Below are 22,929 nucleotides of genomic sequence, written 5' to 3'. Positions count from 1 at the left end.
CATGCAGCCGTTCACGATCGTCGCGGGTCCGGCCGCCGGCCTGCCCGGAGCCAACATCGATACCGACGTCATCATGCCCAAGCAGTTCCTGAAGGGGATCGACCGCGCCGGCCTGGGCGCGGCCACCTTCCACGCCCTGCGCTACGTCGGCCCCGGCCAGCCGCGCCCTGACTTCGTCCTCAACCGGCCCGCCTGGCAGGGGGCGTGCATCCTCGTGGTCGGCCCGAATTTCGGCTGCGGCTCGTCGCGCGAGCATGCGGTCTGGGGCCTGCTCCAGGGTGGCATCCGCGCGGTCATCGGCACCAGCTTCGCCGGCATCTTTGCCGACAACGCCGCCAATAACGGTCTGCTGCTGATCGAGCTTTCACCCGAGCCTGTCGCGGATCTGGCGGCCCTGGCGGCCGACCCCGCCCGCAATCGCATGACGATCGACCTGCCGGCCCAGACCATCGCCACCGCGGACGGCGTGGTGCAGCGCTTCGACATCCCGGCCCGGCGCAAGGATCACCTCGTCCGGGGCCTCGACGCGATCGGTGCCACCCTCGACCACGCGGAGGCGATCCGGGCGTTCCAGGCCCGGCACCTCGCGGCCCAGCCCTGGCTCGCCTGAGCCGAGCGACGACCGCTCAATACACCCGCGTGACCCAGCCGTGGGGATCGGGGGCGTTGCCGCGCTGGATGTCCACGAGGGCCGAGCGCAGGCGCTTCGTCACCGGCCCAGCGACGTTATCCGAGACCGAGAACTCCCCGTCGGCGCTGCGCACGGTCCCGACCGGCGTGATGACCGCGGCGGTGCCGCAGGCGAAGACCTCGCGCAGGCGTCCGCTGGCGGCGTCCGCCTTCCAGTCGTCGATGGAATAGGGCCGCTCGGCGACCGAGATGCCGTCCGCCCGGGCCAGGGTCAGGATCGAGTCGCGGGTGATGCCCGACAAAATGGTGTCGCTCAGGGGCGGGGTGACCATCGAGCCGTCGTCGAAGACGAAGAAGATGTTCATGCCACCGAGTTCCTCGACCCAGCGGCGCTCGACCGCGTCGAGGAAGACCACCTGGGCGCAGCCATGCTCCACAGCCGCCGCCTGGGCGCGCAGGCTGGCGGCGTAGTTGCCGCCGCACTTGGCCGCACCGGTGCCGCCGGGCGCCGCGCGGGTCTGGTCCCGCGAGACCCAGACCGTCACGGTCTCGGAGCCGCCCTTGAAGTAGGCGCCCACTGCCGAGGCGATGACGAGGTAGAGGTATTCGGAGGATGGCTTGACCCCGAGGAACACCTCGCTGGCGATCATGAAGGGGCGCAGGTACAGGCTGCCGCCCTCGCTCGACGGAATCCAGTCGCGGTCGGCGCTGACGAGCTGCTTGACCGATTCGACGAAGGCGGCGTCGGGGAGCGGCGGCATCGCCAGGCGCTCGGCCGAGCGACGGAAGCGCAGGGCGTTGGCCTCCGGCCGGAACAGGGCGGCACCGCCATCGGCCGTGCGGTAGGCCTTCAGCCCCTCGAAGATCTCCTGGGCGTAGTGCAGCACCGCCGCCGCCGGATCGAGGGCGATCGGCGCGCGCGCCTCGACGCGGGCATCGTGCCAGCCGCGTCCCTCGACGTAGCGGATCGTCACCATGTGGTCGGTGAACACCCGCCCGAAGCCGGGATCGACGAGGAGCTCGGCCCGGCGCTCCGGTGAGACAGGCGAGGCATGCGGCTGCGTGGTGAAGGAGAGGTCGTCGGGGGCGCTCATCGTCAGTCCTTACTTACGTCTCGTCGGATCAATCAAGGGCCGGTGCAGCGCCCGCCACGGCGCGGGCCGCCGGGCGCATCCGGACGACGAGACGTGGGCTGGTGTCCTGATACGACGATGTCCGCTTGCGATCAAACGGATTGCATCCTAATAATACGCAAACGAAAAGAGAATCGGATCATCCACCGGTCGGTGTCACAGGAGCCTGGTGCGTGTCGCCTCCAAAACCGTCCGCGGAGCCGGCGCCGGTCAATCCGCCGCCCTCCCGCAGCCTGGACCAGCTCCGCCTCGCCTACACGCACACCCTGCTGCTGACGGGGCGCCACTGGCGCCGCGCCGCCAACGCCGTGATGGAGGCGCACGGCCTCTCGGACGCAACCGCCGTGCCGCTGATCATGATCGCCCGTCTCGACGGTGCGCCGCGGCAGAACGCCCTGGCCGAGGCCGTCGGCATCGAGGGACCGTCGTTGGTGCGTCTCCTCGACCAGCTCTGCGAAGCCGGCCTCGCGGTCCGCCGCGAAGATCCCACGGACCGCCGGGCCAAGGTGCTCAGCCTGACGCCGGCCGGCACGGCCGTGGTCGCCCATATGGAGGCCGATCTCGCCCGCCTGCGCGCCGAAGTCTTCGCCGAGGTCAGCACCGCCGACCTGGAAGCGAGCCTGCGCGTCTTCGCGGTTCTGCAGGCCTCCGCGACCCGCTGACGGACGTGCAACCGCTGCGGGCGTTCGTTCCGCGGCCGGGCTGCTGCCGAACGCCGCGTCCCCGATGACTTGAACGGACGCCGCCGCGCGCTCTTTCCCGGCAATGACTATCAAATCATCCGACCAGCCGGTCTTATATTGCCTCCATTATCTCGGCGGCAGTGCCGGGACTTTCGAGACGGTCGCGCAACACCTCGCGGACGCGGTGTCCTGCGTCGCCCTCGACCTGCCGGGCTTCGGCGCGGACGGCGCCGCTTCAGGCCGGGATGTGGCCGCCATGGCGGACGGCGTGGCTACCCGGATCCGCGCCGACGCGCCGGGCCGGTGGATGCTGGCCGGCAACAGCATGGGCGCCAAGGTCGCCCTGGTGGTCGCTCGCCAAGCGGAGGATGGTGCGCCGGGTCTCGACGGTCTGACCGGCCTCGTGCTCATGGCGGGGTCGCCGCCCTCCCCCGAGCCCATGGGCGAGGACAGGCGCGCCGCCATGATCGCCTGGATCGATGCCGATCCCGAAACCCGGCAGCGGGAGGCCGAGGCCTTCGTTGCCGCGAACATCGCCCGGCCCCTCGACCCGGATCGGATGGCACGGACGGTGGCGGATGTCCTGCGTGCCAACCCCGACGCCTGGAAACGCTGGCTGACCGGGGGCAGCCGCGAAGACTGGTGCGCACGCATCGGCGTGCTGCGCAGCCCGGCGGTCCTCCTGGCGGGGGCTGAGGATGCCGATCTCGGCCCGGCGGCCCAGGCCGCCCTGACGGCGCCGCATCTCGCCCATCACCGCCTCGTGTCCCTGGCGGAGACGGGGCACCTCATCCCCCTGGAGCGCCCGGAGGCGGTGGCCGAGGCGGTGCGGAGCCTTGCGGCCGGAGCGGTCTCAGCCACAGCCGAGGCGCCCGCGCTCCCGGACGCCTATGCGGCCCTGATCCGATCCGATCGGGTCAATGCCCGCCTGCGCGCGGCCCTGCGGCAGCGTGCAGAGCCAGACGACCCGGCCTACCAGCCTCGGGTGCTCGATCCGGTCGGCCTCGCCATCCTGCGAGCCGCCTGCGCCCGGGTGCTGCCGCAGGAGAGCGGCGGAACCATCGACTTTGCCGCCCGCATCGATGCGCGGCTGGCGAGCGGAGCGGGGGATGGCTGGCGCTTCGCCCGGCTCCCCCCTGATCCGGAGGCCTACCGACGCGCCCTGAAGACCCTGGACGCTGCCGCCCGCGCCGCCCACGGCGCGCCCTTCGTTGCCCTCGAGGCCGAGGCGCAGGACGCGCTGCTGGGAAGCCTGGAGGCCGGTGCGGTCTCTGGTGACCTCGACGCGGAGCAGATGGGCTGCTGGTTCGAGGACCTGCGCGCGGACGTGGCCCGCACCTATCTCGCCCACCCCGTCGCTCTGGCCCGCATGAACTTCAGCGGCATCGGCGCCGGCGGCGACACCGAACCCCTGCCCGGCTTCCACGAGGTCGGCATCGGCCAGCGCGAGGCCTGGGAACCGAACGCCCCCCTGGAGACTGTCCGATGAATCTCGATGCGATGCGTCGCCACGCAACCTCCGAGACCGTCGATGCGGTGGTGATCGGCACCGGCGCCGGCGGCGCGCCTCTGCTGGCGCGCCTCGCCCAGGCCGGCCTCTCCTGCGTGGCCCTGGAAGCGGGGCCGAACTTCGACCCGAAGGGATTCGCCTTCGACGAGACCCTGGCCGACGAGATTTACTGGACCGAGGAGCGGATCAGCGGCGGCTCGACGCCCGAGGCCTTCGGCGGCAACAACAGCGGCACCGGCGTCGGTGGCTCAACCCTGCACTGGGGCGCCTTCACGCCTCGGGCCGACGCCCGCGACCTGCGCCTCCAGACCGAGACCGGCGAGGGCGTCGACTGGCCCCTGGACTACGCCGAGCTGCTGCCGTTCTACGAGCGCGTCGAGGCCTTCATCGGCGTCTCCGGTCCGGCCGCCTATCCGTGGGACGCGTCGCGTGCCTATCCGCTCAGTCCCGTCGCCCGCAACGCCCCGGCCCAGGCCATGGCGAGCGCCTGTACGGCCCTCGGCGTGCGCTACGCCGATGCGCCGGCGGCCGTGGTTTCGCGCGCCTTCGCACAGGAGCACGGCCCGACCCGGCCCGGCTGCATCAATTGCGGCTACTGCCACCAGGGCTGCCGCACCGGCGCGAAAACCAGCATGGACGTGACCTACCTGCCGCTCGCCGTTCATCACGGCGCCGAGATCCGGGCCGAGGCGCGGGTCCACGGCATCGAGCGCGCCAAGGACGGCCGGGTGACGGCGGTGATCTACCGCCACGGCGGCGTCGACCATCGTCAGCCCTGTCGCAACGTCTTCCTCTGCGCCGGCTCGGTGGAATCCGCGCGCCTCCTGCTGCATCTCGACCTGGCCAACGGCAGCGGACAGGTCGGGCGCAACTACATGGGCCACGTCGCCACCCAGGTCTGGGGCACCTTCGAGCCCGAGATGCGGATGAACAAGGGCTATCCGTCCTCGCTCATCACCGAGGACATGATCCGCCCGGCCGACGCGGACTTTGCTGGCGGTTACCTCGTGCAGAGCCTTGGCGTCGTGCCCCTCACCTTCGCCAATTCCGTGGCGCGGGGCCGCAAGCTCTGGGGACGGGCGCTGGCCGACCAGCTCGCCCGCTACAATCACATGGCCGGCATCGGCATCAACGGCGAGACGCTGCCCTGCGACGCCAACGTGCTGACCCTGTCCGACGAGATCGATGCGCTGGGTATGCGCAAGGCCGCGATCAGCTTCGGCTACAGCCGGAACGAGGAGCGGCTCAACGCCCACGCGACCCGCTTCCTGAACCGCGTCTGGGAGGCGGCGGGGGCGACGGACCTCTGGACCCTGGAGCGCGTCGCCCACACCATCGGTACCTGCCGCATGGGCCGGGACGGCGACACGGCGGTCGTGGATCCCTTCGGTCGCACGTTCGAGGTCCCCAACCTCTGGGTCTGCGACGGCTCCACCTTCCCGAGCTCGCTTGCCGCCAACCCCGCGCTGACCATCATGGCCCTGAGCCTGCGCAGCGCCGAGGCGTTCCTGAAGGAGGGGCGCTAAGCGATCGGCACGCCTCGGCGGCGATGGCGTGAGGCCATCGCCGCGGCCACGGGCGTCGGGTTCATCAGTACATCGGCGTACCGCCCGTCACCGGCACCAGCGCGCCCGTCATGTAGCTGCCCTCGCGCGAGGCGAGGAGCACGTAGGCGGGGGCGAGTTCGGCCGGTTGACCGGCACGGCCGAGGGGCGTGTCGGCACCGAGGGACGCGATCTGCTCGGGGCTCTTCACGATGGGCTGAATCGGGGTCCAGACCGGGCCCGGAGCGACGCAGTTCACCCGGATGCCCTTGGGCGCCAGCAGGTTGGACATGCCAATGGTCAGGCTCGCGATGGCACCCTTGGTCGCGGCGTAGACCAGCATGGTCTTGTCGGCGACCTTGGCCTGCTGGCTCGTGGAGTTCACGATGGCCGAGCCCGGCTTCATGTGCGGCACGGCGGCCTGGGCGAGGTAGAGCATCGCGAAGACGTTCGCGCGGAACGATCCCTCGAGATCCTCCGGCGTCACGTCGTCGAGGTACTCGTTGACCACCTGTGCGGCGGCGTTGTTTACGAGGATGTCGAGGCCACCGAGCTCGGCGACGGTGCGGGCGACGAGGTCGCGGCAATAGGTCGGGTCCCGCAGGTCGCCGGGCAGGAGCAGGACGCGCCGGCCCGCCCTGCGCACCCATTCGGCGGTGTCCTCGGCATCGGACTGCTCGACCGGCAGGTAAGCGATCGCCACGTCGGCGCCCTCGCGGGCATACGCGATGGCCACGGCCCGGCCGATGCCGGAATCGCCGCCGGTTACCAGGGCGACCCGGTCGGTCAGGAGTCCCTTTCCGACGTAGCTCGTCTCGCCGTGGTCGGGAGCCGGACGCATCCGCGAGGTCAGGCCCGGCCGCTCCTGCTGCTGGTCGCCGGGAAAGGGCGGCCGCGGGCCGGCGTCACGGGGATCGATGGTCATCGGCGTCTCGGCCTTCCAGGGCTGTCTTCGAGAGAATGGGCCCGCCTGGCGGCGGGCCCCAGGACGATCAGGCGTCCGCGTCGTCGGCCTCGAGAATGGTCTCGAGGTCGCCCGTGAGGGCGTCGAGCTGGTCTGCGGTCGCCCGGATCTTGAACCGGGTGCCGTCCTCTGCCTCGACCGCGATCTCCACGTGATCGTCGACGCGGGCGGCCAGGGCCTGCTTGAGGGTGTAGGTCGTCACGTCCGTGGTCTTATCCGTGGTCTTATCCGTGGTCTTGGCCATGCTGCCGTCTCCTATCGTGGTCCCCGGCAACGCGGCAGGATGGGGGTCGGATCTGCGACCAATGCTCCCGCCGAATGCCGCAGCCTCACAGGCTGAGGCCCGACAGGGTGGCGGCAGCCTGGATGAGGGCGAGGTGGGTCAGGCCCTGGGGCAGGTTGCCGAGATAGGTGCCGCTGTCGGGGTCGGCCATCTCCGAGTAGGTGCCGGAATTCCGGTCGAGGGCTTTCACCAGGGCCTCGAACGCTGCTTGCGCCTCCGCCGTCTCCCCGAGCAGGGCCTTGGCCTCGACGAGCCAGAAGGTGCAGGCCAGGAAGCAGCCCTCCTCCACCTCGGCGCCAGTGTAACGGTAGTGGTAGGGGCCGCGTCCGAGCTCCCGGTCGATGGCCCGGCAGGTGGCTGCGAGCCGCTCGGGGTTGCCGAAGCGGAAGCGCACGGCCAGCGCCATCGAGGCGTCGAGCTTCTCCGTGCCCGGATACATGACGTAGGATTGCTGCGCCTCCGACCAGCAGTTCCCGTCGATCCACTCCGCTACGCGGTCGCGGGCCCGGGCCCATCGCTCGCGGCAATTGCCCGGCAGGTGGCCGCCATCCGCGAGTTCCACCGCCCGGGCCAACGCCTGCCAGCAACTGATCTTCGAGCCGGTGTAGTGTTCGGCCTCCGGCAACTCCCAGATGCCCGCATCCTTGAGCTTCCAGGATTCGGCGCATTGGTCGGCGAGCTGGGCGAGCAGCGCCCCGGTGCGCAGGTCGAGCATGTTCCCGTCGGCGACGAAGCGCTCGGCGGTCTCGAAGATGTCGCCGTAGATGCCGTGCTGGTGCTGGCTCGTGGCGGCGTTGCCGGTGCGCACAGGGCGCGAGCCGCGATAGCCCGGCAGGTCGATGTCCCGCTCGCCGGGTACGCAGCCGCCGTCGAGGGTGTAGAGCACCTGCGCCCCGTGCTCGCCGATGTGGCGCATCAGCCAGGACAGGGCCGCGTTGGCCTCGGCCTGGGCGCCCAAACGCAGGAAAGCCTTGATGACGTAGCCGGCATCGCGGATCCAGGCGTAGCGATAATCGTAGTTCTTGGAGCCGCCGATGCCCTCGGGCAGGGAGCTCGTGGCCGCCGCCGCGATGGCGCCGGTGGGCGAGTAGAGCAGCAGCTTCAGCGCCAGGGCGCTGCGCTCGACCTGCTCGGCATAGCGACCCCGATAGGCGAGACGCTCGGTCCAGTCGCGCCATTCCTGACAGGATACGTCGATGCGCCCGTCGATCTCGTCGATCGATGCCACCACCAGGGGCTGGTTCTCGGCCGCCACGATGGCGACGACCTCGCGCTGGCCCGCCCGCACCTCGACGAAGCCCGAGATGGCATGGTCGTTCTCCGTCTCGATCCGGATGCCGTCGCTGGTGCGGAACAGGCCCATCATACCGGCCACGTGGAAGGCGGTGCCGTTGCTGTTGCCCGAGAGATAGGGCGCGGCCGTGTCGCCCCGCGTGCCGAAGACCAGAGAGACCCGGAAGCGCACGTGCCCCTCCAAGCCTTCGATCCGGCGAGCCAGTTCCGCCCAGGGCAGGCGCCCAGCCGGGCCGCTGTTCAGGCTCTCGGTCAGTCGTGCTTGCCCGGTCTTCGTGGTGAAGACGGTCTCGTGGACGTTGCTGCCGCCGCGATAGCCGATCTCGGCGGTGAAGGGCTCCTCCGGCGTGATCGCGAAGTAGCCGCCCTCCTCCGGGCTGAGCAGGCGGTCGAACAGCGGCGGTGAATCGAGATTGGGACAGCACCACCAGTCGATGGATCCGTCGGCGCCCGAGAGCGCGACCGAGCGACCCTCGCCGATGGCCGCGTAGCCCTCAATCGGGAGGAATCCGTCGGTGCGGGCGACGGCACCGCCCTCGCGGGGAAAAGGCTTCAGCACGGCGCGGGCGACCTCGGATGGTGAGCGAACGAGTCCGGCCGGGTCCGGGCGAGGCGCCACGGGCAATCCCTGCGCGTCGCCTCTGTCCGAACCGGGCCGACCGGGATCCTCCGCGGGGGTCTGCTCGAACCCGTGCGGCGCTCCGCCGTTCCGGCCCCGGCTTGCTTCACGTTGACACGGCGGCTCGAGTGGCCAGGGCGTTCGTGGCCCTGAGGCCGCATGACCGTGTCCTGCCGCACCCCCAGAATGAACGCTCATTGACCAGTGAATGAACATTCAATACGACGATGGGGTCGGGTGGAGGATGCGATGCAGCGGACGCACGAAGATTTCCCGTTTCTGGCGCTGGTGGGCAAGGCGCGGGCGTTCGTCGCACCGGAGCACCTTCTGCTCGGGGCCGTGCTGGTGCTCGGCTGGGCCGCGCTCATCGCCTGGACCGGAAACGGCGCGGTCGGCTGGCAGGCTCGCCTCTGCGCCGATGCGGACGCCTCGGTCGCCGCCTGCCGGGTGGTCGCGCCCTCGGCGGACGGACGGGTCTCCTGACCATGGCCTCGCCGGTCGGCACCCTCATCGACGCTCGCGCCAGCCAGACCGCGCGGCGGGAACAGATCCTCGACGCCGCCTGCGCCTGCTTCGTGCGCAACGGGTTCCACCGCACCACGATGCAGGATCTCGCCCGCGAGGCCGGCATGACGGCGGGCAATTTCTACCACTACTTCCGCTCCAAGGAGGCGCTGGTCCTCGGCCTCGTCGAGCGCGAGCGCATCAGCGGCGCCCAGCTGGTGACGCGTCTCCAGCAGGAGGGCGACCGGCGCAGCGCGCTGTTCGGCGTGCTCGGGCAGTATTTCGGCGCCCTGACCCGGGAGGCGGCGGTGCTGCGCCTGGAAATCTGGTCCGAGGGCACCCGCAACCCGGCCATCGCCGCCCTGACGGCGGAGACCGAGGCGGAGGCCCGGGCCTGGTTCGAGGAGACCTTCGCCGACCTCGCCACCGCGCCGGACTGCGATCCCGTCGCCCTCTACGCCCTGCTCGCGCCGCAGCTGAAGGGGATCGTCCTGAGCCGGGCCATCCTGCCCGATTTCGACACGAGTCTCGCCGTGGCGCAGCTCCAGGCCCTGATCGAGGCCGAGCTCGCCGGCCGTGTCCCCCTTCCCGTCACGGAACCCCGCCCATGACCGTCGCCCGCCTCGGTCTCGCCCTGCTCGCCTGGGCGCTGCCCGCCTTCGCAGCCCTCGCCGGCCCGGCCCAGCCGCCGGCCGCCTCCGCTCAGCCGATCAAGGCCAACCTCGTGCCGACGATCAGCGTGGTCGAAGCCAAGCGGCGCGAGATCGTGGAGTCGGTGGTCGTCACCGGTACCCTGGTCCCGCGTGACGAGATCCTGGTGACGCCCGAGATCGAGGGCTACCGGGTCACCGAGGTGCTGGTGGAGGAAGGCGCCCGGGTGGCCCGCGGCCAAGTGCTCGCCCGCCTCTCGCGCGACCTCATCGACCGCCAGCTCGCCCAGCAGGCGGCCCTGGTGGAGAAGGCCGAGGCCGCCGTGCCCCAGGCCCAGAGCAGCATCGAGCAGGCGGAGGCCGCCGAGACCGAGGCGCGCCTCGCCTTCGAACGCGCCCAGCAGCTCCTGAAGACCGGCAACGCCACCGCGGCCGTGATGGAGGGCCGCACCGCTGCCTTGCGCCAGGCCGAGGGCAAGCGCGCCTTCGCCCGCAACGGCCTGCGCATCGCCCGGGCGGACCTCGCCCAGGCCCGGGCCGTCCTGGAGGAACTGAACCTGCGCCTGGCCCGCACCGAGATCCGCGCGCCGGAGGCCGGCATCGTCAGCCGCCGCAGCGCCCGCGTCGGTCTCGCCGCCTCCGCCTCGGCCGAGCCCCTGTTCCGCCTGATCGCCCGGGGCGAGATCGAGCTCGAGGGCGAGGTCATCGAGACCAAGCTGCCGCAGCTCCGCGACAACGCCCCGGCCTGGATCGACCTCGGCGACGGCACCCGTATCCCCGGCAGCGTCCGCACCGTCTACCCGGAGGTCGACAAGGCGACGCGGCTCGGCAAGGTCCGCATCCGCCTGGAGCCGGACCCGCGCCTGCGCATCGGCACCTTCGCGCGCGGCGCCGTCGAGCTCGCCCGCACCCGCGGCGTAACCGTGCCGCAGGCGTCCGTGCTCTACGGCGGGGGCAAGCGCAGCTCCGTCCTCGTGGTCGCGGACGACGTGGTCGAGGCCCGCGAGGTCCGCACCGGCCTGTCCGACGACGACGACATCGAGATCCGTGCCGGACTCGCCGACGGCGAGCGCGTGGTGGCCCGCGCCGGCAGCTTCCTGCGCGACGGCGACCGGGTCCGCCCGGTGGCGCTGGCCGTACCCGAGCCTGCCGTCGCCGCCGCCCCCTCCCCGCGCGAGACCGCCGAGGCGGGGACGCCCTGACCGGGTGCCTCCTCGTCTCCCGATACGAACCCCCCATCGAGTCGCCGCATGCGCCTGAACATCTCCGCCTGGGCGATCCGCCACCCGATCGCGCCGCTCGTGCTGTTCCTGGTGCTGATCGTGCTCGGCCTCGTCAGCTTCCGCAGCCTCGCGGTGACGCGGATGCCCAATGTCGACGTGCCGATCGTCTCGGTGACGATCACGCAGTCGGGCGCCGCACCCTCCGAGCTGCAGACCCAGGTGACGAAGTGGGTCGAGGATTCGATCGCGGGCGTGCGCGGGGTCAAGCACATCACCTCGGCCATCACGGAGGGCTCCTCGGTCACCACCGTGGAGTTCCGCCTCGAGGTGAACACCGACCGGGCCGTCAACGACGTCAAGGACGCGGTCTCGAAGATCCGCATCAACCTGCCCCGCACCATCGACGAGCCGGTGATCCAGCGCGTCGAGATCACCGGCCTGCCGATCCTGATCTACGGCGTGAAGTCGCCCGGGATGACGCCGGCTGAGCTGTCCTGGTTCGTGGAAGACAAGGTCGCCCGCTCGCTCCAGGGCGTGAAGGGCGTCGGCGGCGTCGAGCGCGTCGGCGGCGTCGCCCGCGAGATGCGCGTCACCCTGCTCCCCGACCGCCTGCTGGCGCTGGGCATCACGGCGGCCGACGTGAACCGTCAGCTGCGCCTGACCTCCGCCGACATGGCGGGCGGGCGCGGCGAGGTCGGCGGGCGCGAGCAGTCGATCCGGACGCTCGCCGCCTCGCGCTCGCTGCGCGACCTCAAGGCGACCTCCATCGTGCTCCCGGGCGGCCGCAAGGTCCGCCTCGACGAACTGGCGACGCTGGAGGATTCCATCGAGGAGCCGCGCACCTTCGCACGCTTCAACGGCGAGCCGGTCGTCGCCTTCGCCGTCTCCCGGGGCTCGGGTGCCAGCGACGCCGAGGTCGCGGCCGGCGTCGAGAAGCGCATCGCCGAGTTCAAGACCGCCTATCCCGACATCCAGTTCGCGACCATCGACTCCTCGGTGGCCGCCACCATCGGCTCCTACGATTCGGCGATGCACACCCTGATCGAGGGGGCGGCGCTCGCCGTGCTCGTGGTCTTTCTGTTCCTGCGCGACTGGCGCGCGACGCTGATCGCCGCCATCGCGCTGCCGCTCTCGGTCTTCCCGACCTTCTGGGCGATGGACGCCATGGGCTTCACCCTCAACGGGATCAGCCTGCTCGCCATCACCCTGGTCACCGGCATCCTCGTCGACGACGCCATCGTGGAGATCGAGAACATCGTCCGGCACATGCGGCTCGGCAAATCGCCCTACCGCGCCGCCATCGAGGGCGCCGACGAGATCGGGCTCGCCGTCATCGCCATCACGGCGACCCTGATCGCGGTGTTCGCGCCCGTTTCCTTCATGGGCGGCATCGCGGGCCGCTACTTCATGCAGTTCGGACTCACCATCGCGGTCTCGGTGTTCATGTCGCTCCTCGTGGCGCGCCTCATCACCCCGATGCTGGCGGCCTACTTCCTGCGCGACCACGGCCATGCCGAGGAGCGCGAGGGACCGGTGATGCGCGCCTACGGCCGCCTCGTCGGCTGGTCGGTGCGCCACCGCGTCATCACGCTGATCGTCGGCCTCGCGCTGTTCGCCGGCTCCCTGGCCTCCACCGGCCTGCTGCCCTCGGGGTTCGTGCCGAAGCAGGACAATGCCCGCACCCTGTTCATGGTCGAGCTCGCGCCTGGCGCCCGCCTGCCCGACACCGTCGCGGTCTCGGACCGGGTAGTGGCCCGCATCCGGGCCCTGCCCGAGGTGGTCTCGGTCTTCGTCGACGGTGGCCGCCAGGCCGGCGGCAAGAAGGAGACCCGGCTGGCCACCCTCATCGTCAACCTGACGCCGAAGAACCAGCGCGCCCGCAAGCAGGCCGCCATCGAGACCGAGATCGCCGGCCTGCTCGCCCAGGAACCCGACATCCGCTCCTGGACCCTGCGCGACGGCGGCCAGCGCGACCTCGCCCTCGTGGTCGGCGGCCCCGATGCCGCGGTGGTCGCGGAGGTCGCCGCCCGGCTCCAGCGCGACATGGCGGCGATCCCCCACCTCGTCTCGGTGATGTCGACGGCCCCCCTCAACCGCACTGAGGTCCGCATCCGGCCCAAGGAGGGGGCGGCCGCCGATCTGGGCGTCTCCACCGACGCCATCGCCGAGACCGTGCGGGTCGGCACCATCGGCGACATCGGCCTGAACCTGGCGAAGTTCAACGCGCCCGACCGCCAGGTCCCGATCCGGGTGCAGCTTCCCGAGAGCGCCCGCGGCGCGGTCTCGCGCCTGGAGAACCTCAAGGTGCCGGCCAAGAACGGCGCCGCCGTGCCCCTCGCGGCCGTCGCCGACATCGAACTCGACCAGGGCCCCGGCGCCATCGAGCGCTACGACCGCGTCGTGCGCGTGGCCGTGGAGGCCAACATGGAGGGCTCCGACGCGCTCGGCTCCTTGATCGCCCAGGCGCTGGAGACGCCCACGGCCAAGACCCTGCCGCCGGGCGTCACCATCCGTCAGACGGGCGACGCCGAGATCATGGGCGAGGTGTTTTCCGGCTTCCTCATGGCGATGGGCGCCGGGATCATGATGGTCTACGCCGTGCTGGTGCTGCTCTTCGGCTCGTTCCTGCAGCCGCTGACCATCCTGTTCTCGCTGCCGCTCTCCATCGGCGGCGCGATCCTCGGCCTCCTGATCCTGAACATGCCGATCTCGATGCCGGTGGTGATCGGCATCCTGATGCTGATGGGGCTGGTGACGAAGAACGCCATCATGCTGGTGGATTTCGCCGTGGAGGAGATGGCCCGCGGCGTCGACCGGGTCACCGCCATCGTGGATGCCGGTCGCAAGCGCGCCCGCCCCATCGTGATGACGACCATCGCCATGGCGGCCGGCATGGTGCCCTCCGCCATGGCGCTCGGCATCGGCGGCGAGTTCCGCGCGCCGATGGCGGTGGCGGTGATCTCGGGCCTGATCGTCTCGACCCTGCTCTCGCTGGTCTTCGTGCCGGCGGTGTTCCTGCTGATGGACAGCCTCAGCGCCGTCCTCGGTCGGGTCCTGGGTCGCTTCGTCGGCGCGACGGACGAGGCGCCTCTCCCCGTCCCGCACGCCTGAGGTCGGACGGAGCGCCCCCGACCAGGCGGCGCTCCGACGGACGGTCAGTCGATCCGGTCGCTGCGGCGCAGCTGGGCCGGCAGGGCGAACAGGCTGATGGCGGCGGCCGTGAGGCACAGGCCGGCGATCACCCAGATGGCCGGGGTGGTCGATCCGGTGAGATCCTTCACCCAGCCCACCATCACCGGGCTGACGATGCCGCCGAACTGCCCGAGGGTGTTGATGAGGGCGATGCCGCCGGCGGCGCCGACGCCGGTGACGAGCTTCGGCGGCAAGGTCCAGAAGGTCGGGATCGAGGCGACGATCCCGGTGCCGACGAGGCAGAGGGCCAGCATCAGCGGAACGATCTGCCGGTCGAACAGGCCGGCGCCGAAGAAACCGAGAGCCGCCGCGATGGCGAGGCCGGCGACGAATTTCGGCCGGTTGCCGGAGGCGTCGGACAGCCGCCCGATCACCACCATGCTGATCGCCCCGCAGATGTAGGGCAGCGCCGCCAGGAGCCCGACCGTCCCGGTGCTGGCGCCGCTCGCGGTGCGGATCAGGTCCGGTCCCCAGAAATTCAGGCCGTAGGAGCCGATCTGGAGCAGGAAGTAGATCAGCCCGACTTTGAGGAAGCCGGGGCTGCGGATGGCGCCCAGGAGCGAGTGGTCGCCGATGCCGCGGTTGGCCTCGGCGATCTGGCTCGCCACCAGGGTCTTCTCGGAGTCGGTCAGCCAGCGGGCATCGCTGACGCGGTCGTCGAAGCGGCTCATCACCAGGGCGCCGAGGAGCAGGCAGGGCAGGCCGCCGGCGAGGAACAGCCACTGCCATCCGGCGAGGCCCGCGACGCCGTTGAGCGAGGTCAGGATCAGGCCCGAGAACGGGGCGCCGAAGATGCCCGAGAGGGCCGAAGCCACGAACAGCATCGAGGTGATGCGCCCCCGCCGCGAGGCCGGGAACCACAGGGTCAGGTAGTAGAGGATGCCGGGGGCGAAGCCCGCCTCCATGGCGCCGATGAGGAAGCGCAGGGCGTAGAAGTGCCACTCCTGGGTGATGAACACCATGGCAGCGGTGGCGAGCCCCCAGGAGATCATGATCCGGGCGATCCAGCGCCGGGCGCCGACCCGGTACAGGATCAGGTTCGAGGGCACCTCGAAGATGACGTAGCCGACCACGAACAGACTCGCGCCGAGGCCGTAGGCGGTGTTGCTGAAACCGAGGTCGCTCTGGAGCTGGAACTTGGCGAAGCTGATGTTGATGCGGTCGAAGAAGGCGAACAGGTAGCAGACCATGATCAGCGGCATCAGCCGCCAGGCGATCTTGCGGTAGGTGGCGGCTTCGCTGGTCTCTGCGGGCACGCCGAGGGCGGCCGGGGCGGCGAGGGTCATGGTGTCTCTCCCTGGAGGCGTCTCGATGGCGCGCCGCCCTTATCCGGGCGGTCTTGCATGTTCGGCAGTCTCGTGTTCGGCGTTCTTGCGTTCGGGCAGTCTCTTGGTTCGGCTCGTGGTGCGGGTTCGGCTCGTCGTGCGCCGAACCCCAGCGTCAGGCCGCGATCCCGGGCGGCGGCGGGTGGAGGTCGCCGGGGCGCCCGGCCTGGGCCACCTGCCCCGGCACGGGATGGCCCACGAGGGCCGGCAGCCCGCGCGACAGGGTGATCAGTCCGTCGAGGTCGAGGCCGGTGGGAATGCCCATCTCGTGAGCCATGCTCACGAGGTCCTCGGTACAGATGTTGCCGGTGGCGCCCGGGGCGAAGGGGCAACCGCCGAGGCCACCGAGGGCCGCATCGAAGCGCCGGGCGCCGGCCGCCCGCGCCGCCAGCACGTTGGCGAGGCCGAGGCCGCGGGTGTTGTGGAAGTGGAGCGTCAGCGCCTCCACCGGGACGAGCCGGAGGGCCCGGGCCACGAGGTCGCCGACCTGGCGCGGGTTCGCCATGCCGGTGGTGTCGGCCAGCGTGATGCCGTCGATCCCGAGGGCGCGGTAGCGCTCGACGATGCCGAGGACCCGCTCCGGCGGCTGGGCGCCCTCGAAGGGGCAGCCGAAGGCGGTGGCCACCGTCGCGTTGAGTCGCACCCCGCTGCCGCGGGCCGCCGCGACGATGCGCGCGAAGCCGTCGAGGGAGGCCTCGCGGGTCAGGCCCATGTTGGCGCGGTTGTGGGTCTCGCTCGCCGACATGACGAGGTTGAGCTCGTCGGCGCGCGCCGCGAGTGCCCGCTCGGCGCCCTTCAGGTTCGGCACCAGGGCGACGTAGAGCGTGCCCGGGCGCCGGGTGATCCGGGCCAGCACCTCGGCGGCGTCGCGCAGGGCCGGGACGGCCCTGGGTGAGACGAACGAGGTCGCCTCGATCCGGCTAAAGCCCGTCGCCGAGAGGGCGTCGATCAGCGCGACCTTGTCGGCTGTGTCGACGAAGGCCGGCTCGATCTGCAGGCCGTCGCGGGGCGCAACCTCCTGGACGATCAGGGGCGTCTCGTCGCCCGTGCTGCCAGTCTCGCCGCCGCTCATGCCACCGCTCCCGTGGTCCGCAGGGCCGCGATCGCCGCGGCGTCGTAGCCGAGATCCGCCAGCACCGCGTCGGTATGGGCCCCGAGGGCCGGGCCGGACCAGCGCACCGCCCCGGGGGTCTCGGAGAGCTTGGGCACGATGCCCGGCATCTTCACCGCCGTGCCGCCGGGCAGCTCGGTCGGGAGGATCATGTCGCGGGCCTGGTAGTGCGGGTCGGCGACGATGTCGGCCACCGAGTAGATCCGCCCGGCGGGGACCTGCGCCGCCTCCAGGGTTGCCAGCGCCTCCGCGATGCTGCGCGAGCCCGACCAATCGGCGATGGCCGCGTCGAGCATCGCCGCCTGGGCCGAGCGGCCGTCGTTGCTGCGCAGGGCCGGGTCGTCGGCGAGGTCGGGCCGGCCGATCGCCTGCATCAGGCGCCGGAAGATCGGGTCGCTGTTCCCCGCGATGACGACGTAGCCGCCATCCTGGGTCGGGTAGGTGTTCGAGGGCGTGATGCCCGGCAGGGCGCCGCCCGTCCGGGTGCGGACCTCGCCGAGGAGGTCGTATTCGGGGACGAGGCTCTCCATCACGTTGAACACGCTCTCCACCAGCGAGACGTCGATGACCTGACCCTTGCCGCCGGCGGTCTTGACGTGGAGGAGCGACATCAGCGCCCCGATGACCCCGTGCAGGGAGGCCAGGGTGTCGCCGATGCTGACGCCGACGCGGGCCGGCGGGCTGTCCGGATGACCGGTGGTGAAGCGCAGGCCGCCCATGGCCTCGCCGATGGCGCCGAAGCCCGGCCGGTCGCGATAGGGTCCGGTCTGGCCGTAGCCGGAGATCCGGACCATGACGAGGTTGGGATTGAGGACGGAGAGGTCGGCCCAGCCGAGCCCGAGCTTCTCCAGGCCGCCGGGGCGGAAATTCTCGATGACCACGTCGGCGCTGGTGGCCAGGGCGCGCACCACCGCGACGCCTTCCGGCGACTTCAGGTCGACGGCGATCGACTTCTTGTTGCGGGACTGGAGGTACCACCAGAGGGAGGTGCCCTCGTGCAGCTTGCGCCACTTGCGCAGGGGATCGCCCTCCCCCGGCGCCTCGACCTTGATCACCTCGGCGCCGAACTCCGCCATCAGGCGGGCGGCGAAGGGGGCGGCGATGAGCTGTCCGAGTTCGAGAACGCGGATTCCGGCGAGCGGTCCGGCCATGAACGATTCCTCCGGGGGTCTGTCGGCGATGGTCTTCTGGGATCGTCTTCTTGTCACATCGATAGCTGCGCAGGGCCGGGGAAGGCCAACCGTCTTTCGGCGACGACCGTTCGCGTTCGGAGAACGCATCGAGGCTCAGGCGACGTCCGCGGTCAGGCTGGCGACGAGCAGGCTCGCCGCTGGCGACAGGGTGCCGGGGCGGCTGACGATGCGCAATTCGCGCTGGGCCCAGGGGTCGGTGAGCGGAATCGCGGCGAGGTCCATGGCGCGTCCCAGGAGGGCGAAGACCCCGAGGGGCACCACGCCGAGCCCCATATCGGCCTGGGCCATGCGCAGGACCGCGTCGAAGCCGGGAACGTGGACGCGCAGGCGTAAGGGGCGGCCTATGCTCTGGGCCTCGCCGCGCACGCTGGCATAGATCGAGCTCTCGGCGTGGAGCCCGACGAAGTCGTGGTCGAGGGTGTCCCGGAAGGCGAGTGCGGACCGGTCCGCCAGGGGGTGGTCGTGTCGCATGACCACGACGAGGCTGTCCCGGCGGTAGAGCACGCTGGTCAGGCCGCGGGCCGGGATGCTGCCGGCGCAGATGCCGAGCTCGGCCAGGCCCGCCTCGACGCCCGCGACCACGCCGCCGCTCGGGCGCTCCTCCAGGCTGATCTTGATGGCCTCCTGGCGCGCCAGGAAGGCGCGCAGGTCCTCGGGCAGGAACTGCACGATGGCCGACAGGTTGGCGAACATCCGCACGATGCCCCGGACGCCCTTGGCGTGCTCGGCAAGCTCCGCCACGATCTGCTCGACGTCGTGCAGCATGCGCCGTGCGTGATGCAGCAGGGTCTCCCCGGCCGGGGTCATCACCATGCCCCGCGCCTGGCGCGTCATCAGCTGGACGCCGAGGCTCTGCTCCAGCTCGACCAGGCGCTTGCTGACGGCGGAGGGGGCGATCGCCGCCCGCCGGGCCGCCTGGGTCAGGGTGCCGTCCTCGCACATCGCCACGAACAGGCGCAGCGTTGTCGGATCGAGGCGCCGCAGGAGCGTCGGGGCTAGCATGTCCATTCCTCTCACCGACCCCCACCGGCGCGGACCGCACCCGGGGCTCCGGTGAGACTACAGTGCCGGACGGCCCGGCGGACCAGCCCAGCGGCGGCTGATCGGCGCGAAGGGCGATCCTCAGCGCTGGGGCAGGAAGCCGCGTCCGTCTTCGAATGCCCGGAGAGCCGGCTCCCGGGGCCGATGGTTCGGCTTCCGCTCGGCGCGGACGGCGACGGGTTCGGGAGCGCCGGCGCGACCACGATCACCCGACTCCCGTCGGAGGCTGGCGCGGGCGACGGGGTTCTGCCAATCCGGGCGCTGCCGAGAGCCCCGACCCGAGGCTCCGTTCCGGGACGCCCATGAATCTCTGGCTGCGCCTCCTCTGGCTCATCGCGACCGCGTGGCGGCGACCGAAGCTCGCCCTGCCCTTCGGGGTCTCGCGCCTCGGCTTCCGGGTCTGGCCCCACGACCTCGACACGTCGCTGCACCTGAACAATGGGCGCTACTGGACCCTGATGGATCTCGGCCGCACCGACCTCATGCTCGGCTCCGGCCTGTGGCGCGCGGTGCTGCGCCAGCGCTGGACCCCGGTGGTCAGCGCCGGCCAGATCCGCTTTCGCCGCGAACTCCGGCCGTTCCAGACTTTCGACCTGGAGACCCGGCTGGCGCATTGGGACGAGACCCGCTTCGTCATCGAGCACCGGATGGTGATCCGGGAGACCGGCACGGTCGCGGCCATCGCGCTGGTTCAGGCCGGGCTCTATGACCGCCCACGGCGCAGCTACGTGCCCATGCGAACCCTGCTCGCGGCGATCGGCATCGCGGCCGAAGCGCCGCTGATGTCGGACGCGGTCGAAGCCTTCCTCGCCGCGGAGCGCGCCCTTCGCGACACGACGGCCCCGGCCTGAGGGACCGCTGCGACGCGGCCCCTTCCCAAGCACCCAGCGTTCGCTGGGGTCGCCGGCGGAACCTGGAGGGTCCCGGCGCCGCCCCGGCCCCACCGCATCCGATCGCACTCGTCGAACGCCTTACGGGGCACAGAGTGGCCCGGGAGAGGCGAAGGCACCCCTCTGGCTGGCGTGAGCGCGCCATCACAGGCCGTGCGATGCGTCAGGGTTGCGGCGATCTACCGAAGGTCAGGACTTCGGGGAACACTTCGCATTCTCTGCAACTGTCCAAGCATCCTGGTCTGGATGATGACGATATCGAGAAGCGGACCCGGCCAAATCCGTTAGAAATCGGCTTATTCGAGCCTCTGGCCGATCGGAGGGGGTCATGCTTTTTGACTATATATTTTAGATGATCGCTATGATTTAATATCAAATGTTGATCATCGGTGACGACTTCAGAGGGGCATGTGTTCAGGTCTTTTCTCCGCAAGTTCGAACCACGTTTCAGTCTTTCGGATGCGGATCGGGACGCCCTCGAGCAGGCCAACGTCCACGGCCGGTTCGTCGGTCCCCGGACGGATATCGTCTCGGAGGGCGACGTTCCGGATCACCTTCACATCATCCGCAGCGGACTGGCCTGCCGCTGCAAGTTTCTGCCGGACGGGACACGGGTCATCCTCGCCTTCCTCATCCCGGGGGATGTCTGCGACCTCAACGTGCCGGTCATCGGTGCGCTCGACCATTCCATCGCGACGCTCACCCTGTGCGAGGTGGCGCGCGTCCCGCACGACGTTCTGGGCCGGCTCACAGCCAGCTATCCGTCGCTGGATCACGTCCTTCGCTGCGCCGCCCTGGTCGACGAGGCGATCCTGCGCGAGTGGCTGCTCGTCGTGGGGCATCGCCCAGCCGACAGGCGGCTTGCGCATGTCTTCTGTGAATTTCTGGCGCGCTTCCAGTCCGTCGGGTTGGCAACCGCCAACCGGTACGAGCTTCCCCTCACGCAGGTCGACCTGAGCGATGCGCTCGGCCTATCGCCCGTTCACGTGAACAGGACGCTCGGAAGCCTGAAGCGCCGGAGGCTGGTCACCCTCGAAGGCAAGCAGGTGGCTATCCCCGATGTCGAAGCGCTCAAGGACTTCGCGATGTTCGACCCGGCCTACCTGCACCTCGCGCCCGAGGCAAATGCTCCGCGCGTGGCGTAGGCGGCCAGCCCCAAGGCCGCGGGCGTTCGCAGGCACGACGCCACCATCAGCACCAAGCTGGAGTGGCCCAGATACCAGCGGTAGCGGCTACCATCCGGACCAGCTCGCCGACCATGATCCGACGGCTCTCGCCTGCTTTGCGAGAGATCAATGCCGCTCACCCGCGTGCTGAACCCGATTTGCGCCCGGTGATCGCGGGCTCGCGCGAAGCCGCCCTTCATGCCAAGCGCATTTTGCCCGAGATCGCGAGCCACGAAGGTCGGGCGGATCGACCTTGCCAAGCCTTCACGGTGCTGGTGACGGACGAGAAGAAGGACCATCCGGTCTACTCGGCCGCCCTGTGTTGCCGCGGAACCTGGTTGCTACGCTGATCACGGGCCGCGTGCGCCGATCAGAACCGCCCGCCACACCGTGGGAGGCCCGGGCTCCGCGCCAGCGCGCGCCTGCAGGAGCGTGCTTGCCAGCGCGGGCGTGCCGGAGAGATCCTGCGGCGGAGCGACTGGCCGAGACCGAGGGTCGGGTTGGCCCCGACCGGCTGGCGTCCGGTCCCAGTCCGGGCGGTTTCGCGAAACGCTGCGCCAGGGATGGGCCGTCCCGGATCAGGTGATGTAGCGGTCGGTGGCGTAGAAGCCGGGGTTGGAGCGGACGAAGTCGATCATCCGGCAGAGTCCGTCATCGATCGACATCCGCGGCGTCCAACCCATGGCCCGGCGTGCCAGGCTGTTGTCGGAGATCAGCTTGAGCACTTCACTCTGCTCCGGCCGCATCCGCTGCGCCTCGGTGACGATCGGCTTGTCGACACCCATCAGTTCGAGGATGCGGTGGGCGAACCAGCCGACCGAGTAGGTCTCGCCCGTGCCGAGATTGATCGTCATCCCGTCAATGCCCGGCTGCGAGCCGGCTGCGAGGAAGCCCGCCACCGTGTCGGAGACGTAGGTCATGTCGCGCTCCGGTGTCAGGGAGCCGAGGCGGATCTCGTCCCGGGCGAAGGCCTGCGAGATGATGGTCGGGATGAAGGCGCGGGCACTCTGGCGCGGGCCGTAGGTGTTGAAGGGCCGCAGGGTCACCACCGGCAGCTCGAACGAGCGGCCATAGCTCTCGGCGAGCTTGTCGGCGGCGATCTTGGAGGCGGAATAGGGAGATTGCCCCTGGAGCGGATGGGTCTCGTCGATCGGCGTGCGCAGGGCCGTCCCGTAGACCTCCGAGGTGCTCGTATGGACGATACGCCCCACGGCGCTGCGGCGACCGGCCTGGAGTACGTTCAGGGTTCCCTCGATGTTGGCGCGGACGTAGCTGCGGGGCGCCTCGTAGGAATAGGGGATCGCGATCAAGGCGCCGAGGTGCAGCACGACGTCCATCCCCTCGAGGGTCTGGTAGATGAAGTCGCTGTCCTCGATATTGCCGAAGGCCACCGTGATCGCCGCCCGGACCTCAGGGTCGAGGAAGTCGAGGTTGCCGACCCGGGCGCCGGAATTGTAGCGCACGATCGCCGTGACCTCGGCTCCGGCCCGCGCCAGGGCGTCCACGAGGTGGCTGCCGATGAATCCGCCGGCGCCGGTCACCGCGACCCGCTTACCCTGCCATGCTGTTCCGTCCATCTCATGCTCCCCAACGGCTTTCCCGAAGCACAGTTTCCAGTAATTCAGCGCACGGCCGAGATTTCTGCAATAGACACAAAGGTACTAGGAAGATTTCACTCAGGTTCCGGGCGTTGGCCGGAGGATGCCGAGCGCTCAGCACTGGCGCGCGGCTCGCGCAGGACCCGGTCGAGCAGGATCTGAGCGACGTAAGGGCGGTGGCCGAGGTCGCGCTCACAGGTGTAGATCTTGGCGATGGTCGCGCTGTCCTCGGCGTCCCAGTAATCCAGGCTGAGGATCGGCACCGGTGGTTCCGCCTCGGCGAGCGGGCGCAGGGCCTGTCGGTGCGGGTCGAGCTCGCTGGGCTCGGTCCAGCGGTAGCCGTTCGCCGGGGCGTCGTAGGTCGTCAGCAGGCTCTC

The 22,929-nt window shown here is 70.6% G+C and carries 21 protein-coding genes; 11 read left to right on the top strand and 10 right to left on the bottom strand.

Translation table 11 applies throughout. From position 1 onward, the window contains the following. Position 1 precedes the first annotated feature (1 nt). Entirely contained in the window at positions 2 to 610 is a 609-nt protein-coding gene (gene leuD / locus AC0IY1_RS23105; RefSeq protein WP_471772735.1) for a 3-isopropylmalate dehydratase small subunit, read from the top strand. Between the two features lie 16 nt (positions 611 to 626). Here the strand turns inward: leuD and AC0IY1_RS23100 are convergent, their stop codons facing one another. Continuing rightward, positions 627 to 1,724 carry a branched-chain amino acid aminotransferase gene (locus AC0IY1_RS23100; RefSeq protein WP_055958370.1) on the bottom strand — a complete coding sequence of 366 codons (1,098 nt, stop codon included), beginning with the start codon at positions 1,722 to 1,724 and terminating at the stop codon, positions 627 to 629. Positions 1,725 to 1,996: 272 nt separating this feature from the next. Here AC0IY1_RS23100 and AC0IY1_RS23095 point away from each other — a divergent pair, with 272 nt between their 5' ends. From AC0IY1_RS23095 to AC0IY1_RS23085, 3 genes are all read left to right on the top strand, one after another. Continuing rightward, a complete protein-coding gene (locus AC0IY1_RS23095; RefSeq protein ID WP_055958752.1) occupies positions 1,997 to 2,425 on the top strand; it encodes a MarR family winged helix-turn-helix transcriptional regulator in 429 nt (142 codons plus the stop codon). Positions 2,426 to 2,528: 103 nt separating this feature from the next. Continuing rightward, entirely contained in the window at positions 2,529 to 3,935 is a 1,407-nt protein-coding gene (locus AC0IY1_RS23090) for an alpha/beta hydrolase (protein ID WP_471772732.1), read from the top strand. Next, the gene (locus AC0IY1_RS23085; RefSeq protein ID WP_471772730.1) at positions 3,932 to 5,482 is read left to right on the top strand and encodes a GMC family oxidoreductase; all 1,551 of its coding nucleotides are present in this window, start codon (positions 3,932 to 3,934) and stop codon (positions 5,480 to 5,482) included. The genes AC0IY1_RS23090 and AC0IY1_RS23085 overlap by 4 nt, the downstream gene beginning before the upstream one ends. Before the next feature lie 64 nt (positions 5,483 to 5,546). Here AC0IY1_RS23085 and AC0IY1_RS23080 read toward each other — a convergent pair whose 3' ends face one another. The 3 genes from AC0IY1_RS23080 to AC0IY1_RS23070 form a co-directional block, all read right to left on the bottom strand. Next, positions 5,547 to 6,425 carry an SDR family oxidoreductase gene (locus tag AC0IY1_RS23080; RefSeq protein WP_471772728.1) on the bottom strand — a complete coding sequence of 293 codons (879 nt, stop codon included), beginning with the start codon at positions 6,423 to 6,425 and terminating at the stop codon, positions 5,547 to 5,549. Between the two features lie 67 nt (positions 6,426 to 6,492). Continuing rightward, complete coding sequence (locus AC0IY1_RS23075) at positions 6,493 to 6,708, bottom strand: hypothetical protein (RefSeq protein ID WP_471772726.1); 216 nt, start codon at positions 6,706 to 6,708, stop codon at positions 6,493 to 6,495. 85 nt (positions 6,709 to 6,793) lie between these two features. Further along, a complete protein-coding gene (locus AC0IY1_RS23070) occupies positions 6,794 to 8,659 on the bottom strand; it encodes a glycoside hydrolase family 15 protein (protein ID WP_471772723.1) in 1,866 nt (621 codons plus the stop codon). A gap of 249 nt (positions 8,660 to 8,908) precedes the next feature. Between AC0IY1_RS23070 and AC0IY1_RS23065 the strand changes: the two genes are divergently transcribed. From AC0IY1_RS23065 to AC0IY1_RS23050, 4 genes are read left to right on the top strand one after another with little or no spacing between them, the layout of a single operon-like run. Beyond that, a complete protein-coding gene (locus tag AC0IY1_RS23065) occupies positions 8,909 to 9,142 on the top strand; it encodes a hypothetical protein (RefSeq protein ID WP_471772721.1) in 234 nt (77 codons plus the stop codon). A 2-nt stretch (positions 9,143 to 9,144) separates the two neighbouring features. Next, positions 9,145 to 9,774 carry a TetR/AcrR family transcriptional regulator gene (locus AC0IY1_RS23060; RefSeq protein ID WP_471772718.1) on the top strand — a complete coding sequence of 210 codons (630 nt, stop codon included), beginning with the start codon at positions 9,145 to 9,147 and terminating at the stop codon, positions 9,772 to 9,774. Then, complete coding sequence (locus AC0IY1_RS23055) at positions 9,771 to 11,015, top strand: efflux RND transporter periplasmic adaptor subunit (RefSeq protein WP_471772716.1); 1,245 nt, start codon at positions 9,771 to 9,773, stop codon at positions 11,013 to 11,015. The genes AC0IY1_RS23060 and AC0IY1_RS23055 overlap by 4 nt, the downstream gene beginning before the upstream one ends. A 48-nt stretch (positions 11,016 to 11,063) precedes the next feature. Then, a complete protein-coding gene (locus AC0IY1_RS23050) occupies positions 11,064 to 14,147 on the top strand; it encodes an efflux RND transporter permease subunit (RefSeq protein ID WP_055958398.1) in 3,084 nt (1,027 codons plus the stop codon). Positions 14,148 to 14,191: 44 nt separating this feature from the next. Here the strand turns inward: AC0IY1_RS23050 and AC0IY1_RS23045 are convergent, their stop codons facing one another. From AC0IY1_RS23045 to AC0IY1_RS23030, 4 genes are all read right to left on the bottom strand, one after another. Next, the gene (locus AC0IY1_RS23045) at positions 14,192 to 15,514 is read right to left on the bottom strand and encodes an MFS transporter (RefSeq protein WP_471772713.1); all 1,323 of its coding nucleotides are present in this window, start codon (positions 15,512 to 15,514) and stop codon (positions 14,192 to 14,194) included. Between the two features lie 154 nt (positions 15,515 to 15,668). Further along, positions 15,669 to 16,625: a hydroxymethylglutaryl-CoA lyase gene (locus AC0IY1_RS23040; RefSeq protein ID WP_471772711.1), complete on the bottom strand. Its 957-nt coding sequence runs from the start codon at positions 16,623 to 16,625 to the stop codon at positions 15,669 to 15,671. Continuing rightward, positions 16,622 to 17,815 (bottom strand): CaiB/BaiF CoA transferase family protein, encoded by a 1,194-nt coding sequence (locus tag AC0IY1_RS23035; protein WP_055958406.1) that lies wholly within the window; start codon positions 17,813 to 17,815, stop codon positions 16,622 to 16,624. Before AC0IY1_RS23035 ends, AC0IY1_RS23040 begins: the two co-directional genes overlap by 4 nt. Before the next feature lie 135 nt (positions 17,816 to 17,950). Beyond that, a complete protein-coding gene (locus AC0IY1_RS23030; RefSeq protein WP_471772708.1) occupies positions 17,951 to 18,859 on the bottom strand; it encodes a LysR substrate-binding domain-containing protein in 909 nt (302 codons plus the stop codon). A 341-nt stretch (positions 18,860 to 19,200) separates the two neighbouring features. Between AC0IY1_RS23030 and AC0IY1_RS23025 the strand changes: the two genes are divergently transcribed. The 3 genes from AC0IY1_RS23025 (at position 19,201) to AC0IY1_RS23015 (ending at position 21,304) form a co-directional block, all read left to right on the top strand. After that, positions 19,201 to 19,749, top strand: a complete 549-nt coding sequence (locus tag AC0IY1_RS23025) for an acyl-CoA thioesterase (RefSeq protein ID WP_471772706.1) — start codon at positions 19,201 to 19,203, stop codon at positions 19,747 to 19,749. A gap of 428 nt (positions 19,750 to 20,177) precedes the next feature. Then, entirely contained in the window at positions 20,178 to 20,933 is a 756-nt protein-coding gene (locus AC0IY1_RS23020) for a Crp/Fnr family transcriptional regulator (protein ID WP_471772705.1), read from the top strand. Between the two features lie 113 nt (positions 20,934 to 21,046). Beyond that, positions 21,047 to 21,304, top strand: coding sequence for a hypothetical protein (locus AC0IY1_RS23015; RefSeq protein WP_471772703.1), 258 nt, complete (start codon positions 21,047 to 21,049; stop codon positions 21,302 to 21,304). 228 nt (positions 21,305 to 21,532) lie between these two features. Here AC0IY1_RS23015 and AC0IY1_RS23010 read toward each other — a convergent pair whose 3' ends face one another. Together AC0IY1_RS23010 and AC0IY1_RS23005 are read right to left on the bottom strand one after the other, a co-directional pair. Then, entirely contained in the window at positions 21,533 to 22,531 is a 999-nt protein-coding gene (locus tag AC0IY1_RS23010; RefSeq protein WP_082513279.1) for a GDP-mannose 4,6-dehydratase, read from the bottom strand. A 95-nt stretch (positions 22,532 to 22,626) separates the two neighbouring features. After that, positions 22,627 to 22,929 (bottom strand): hypothetical protein (locus tag AC0IY1_RS23005; protein WP_471772701.1); only part of this gene is annotated, 303 nt, incomplete at its 5' end.

It is taken from the genome of Methylobacterium sp. AC690, from assembly GCF_979256535.1.
The sequence above is the reverse complement of the archived record's forward strand: the minus strand, read 5'-3'. Positions and strand labels throughout refer to the sequence as shown.

Bases quoted from the DNA above. Each gene is read 5' to 3' on its own strand.
- AC0IY1_RS23080 (WP_471772728.1), bottom strand. From the start codon at position 6,425: ATGACCATCGATCCCCGTGACGCCGGCCCGCGGCCGCCCTTTCCCGGC.
- AC0IY1_RS23015 (WP_471772703.1), top strand. From the start codon at position 21,047: ATGATCCGACGGCTCTCGCCTGCTTTGCGAGAGATCAATGCCGCTCAC.
- AC0IY1_RS23045 (WP_471772713.1), bottom strand. From the start codon at position 15,514: ATGACCCTCGCCGCCCCGGCCGCCCTCGGCGTGCCCGCAGAGACCAGC.
- AC0IY1_RS23055 (WP_471772716.1), top strand. From the start codon at position 9,771: ATGACCGTCGCCCGCCTCGGTCTCGCCCTGCTCGCCTGGGCGCTGCCC.
- AC0IY1_RS23065 (WP_471772721.1), top strand. From the start codon at position 8,909: ATGCAGCGGACGCACGAAGATTTCCCGTTTCTGGCGCTGGTGGGCAAG.
- AC0IY1_RS23025 (WP_471772706.1), top strand. From the start codon at position 19,201: ATGAATCTCTGGCTGCGCCTCCTCTGGCTCATCGCGACCGCGTGGCGG.
- AC0IY1_RS23085 (WP_471772730.1), top strand. From the start codon at position 3,932: ATGAATCTCGATGCGATGCGTCGCCACGCAACCTCCGAGACCGTCGAT.
- AC0IY1_RS23050 (WP_055958398.1), top strand. From the start codon at position 11,064: ATGCGCCTGAACATCTCCGCCTGGGCGATCCGCCACCCGATCGCGCCG.
- AC0IY1_RS23035 (WP_055958406.1), bottom strand. From the start codon at position 17,815: ATGGCCGGACCGCTCGCCGGAATCCGCGTTCTCGAACTCGGACAGCTC.
- leuD (WP_471772735.1), top strand. From the start codon at position 2: ATGCAGCCGTTCACGATCGTCGCGGGTCCGGCCGCCGGCCTGCCCGGA.
- AC0IY1_RS23060 (WP_471772718.1), top strand. From the start codon at position 9,145: ATGGCCTCGCCGGTCGGCACCCTCATCGACGCTCGCGCCAGCCAGACC.
- AC0IY1_RS23010 (WP_082513279.1), bottom strand. From the start codon at position 22,531: ATGGACGGAACAGCATGGCAGGGTAAGCGGGTCGCGGTGACCGGCGCC.
- AC0IY1_RS23030 (WP_471772708.1), bottom strand. From the start codon at position 18,859: ATGCTAGCCCCGACGCTCCTGCGGCGCCTCGATCCGACAACGCTGCGC.
- AC0IY1_RS23090 (WP_471772732.1), top strand. From the start codon at position 2,529: ATGACTATCAAATCATCCGACCAGCCGGTCTTATATTGCCTCCATTAT.
- AC0IY1_RS23100 (WP_055958370.1), bottom strand. From the start codon at position 1,724: ATGAGCGCCCCCGACGACCTCTCCTTCACCACGCAGCCGCATGCCTCG.
- AC0IY1_RS23075 (WP_471772726.1), bottom strand. From the start codon at position 6,708: ATGGCCAAGACCACGGATAAGACCACGGATAAGACCACGGACGTGACG.
- AC0IY1_RS23040 (WP_471772711.1), bottom strand. From the start codon at position 16,625: ATGAGCGGCGGCGAGACTGGCAGCACGGGCGACGAGACGCCCCTGATC.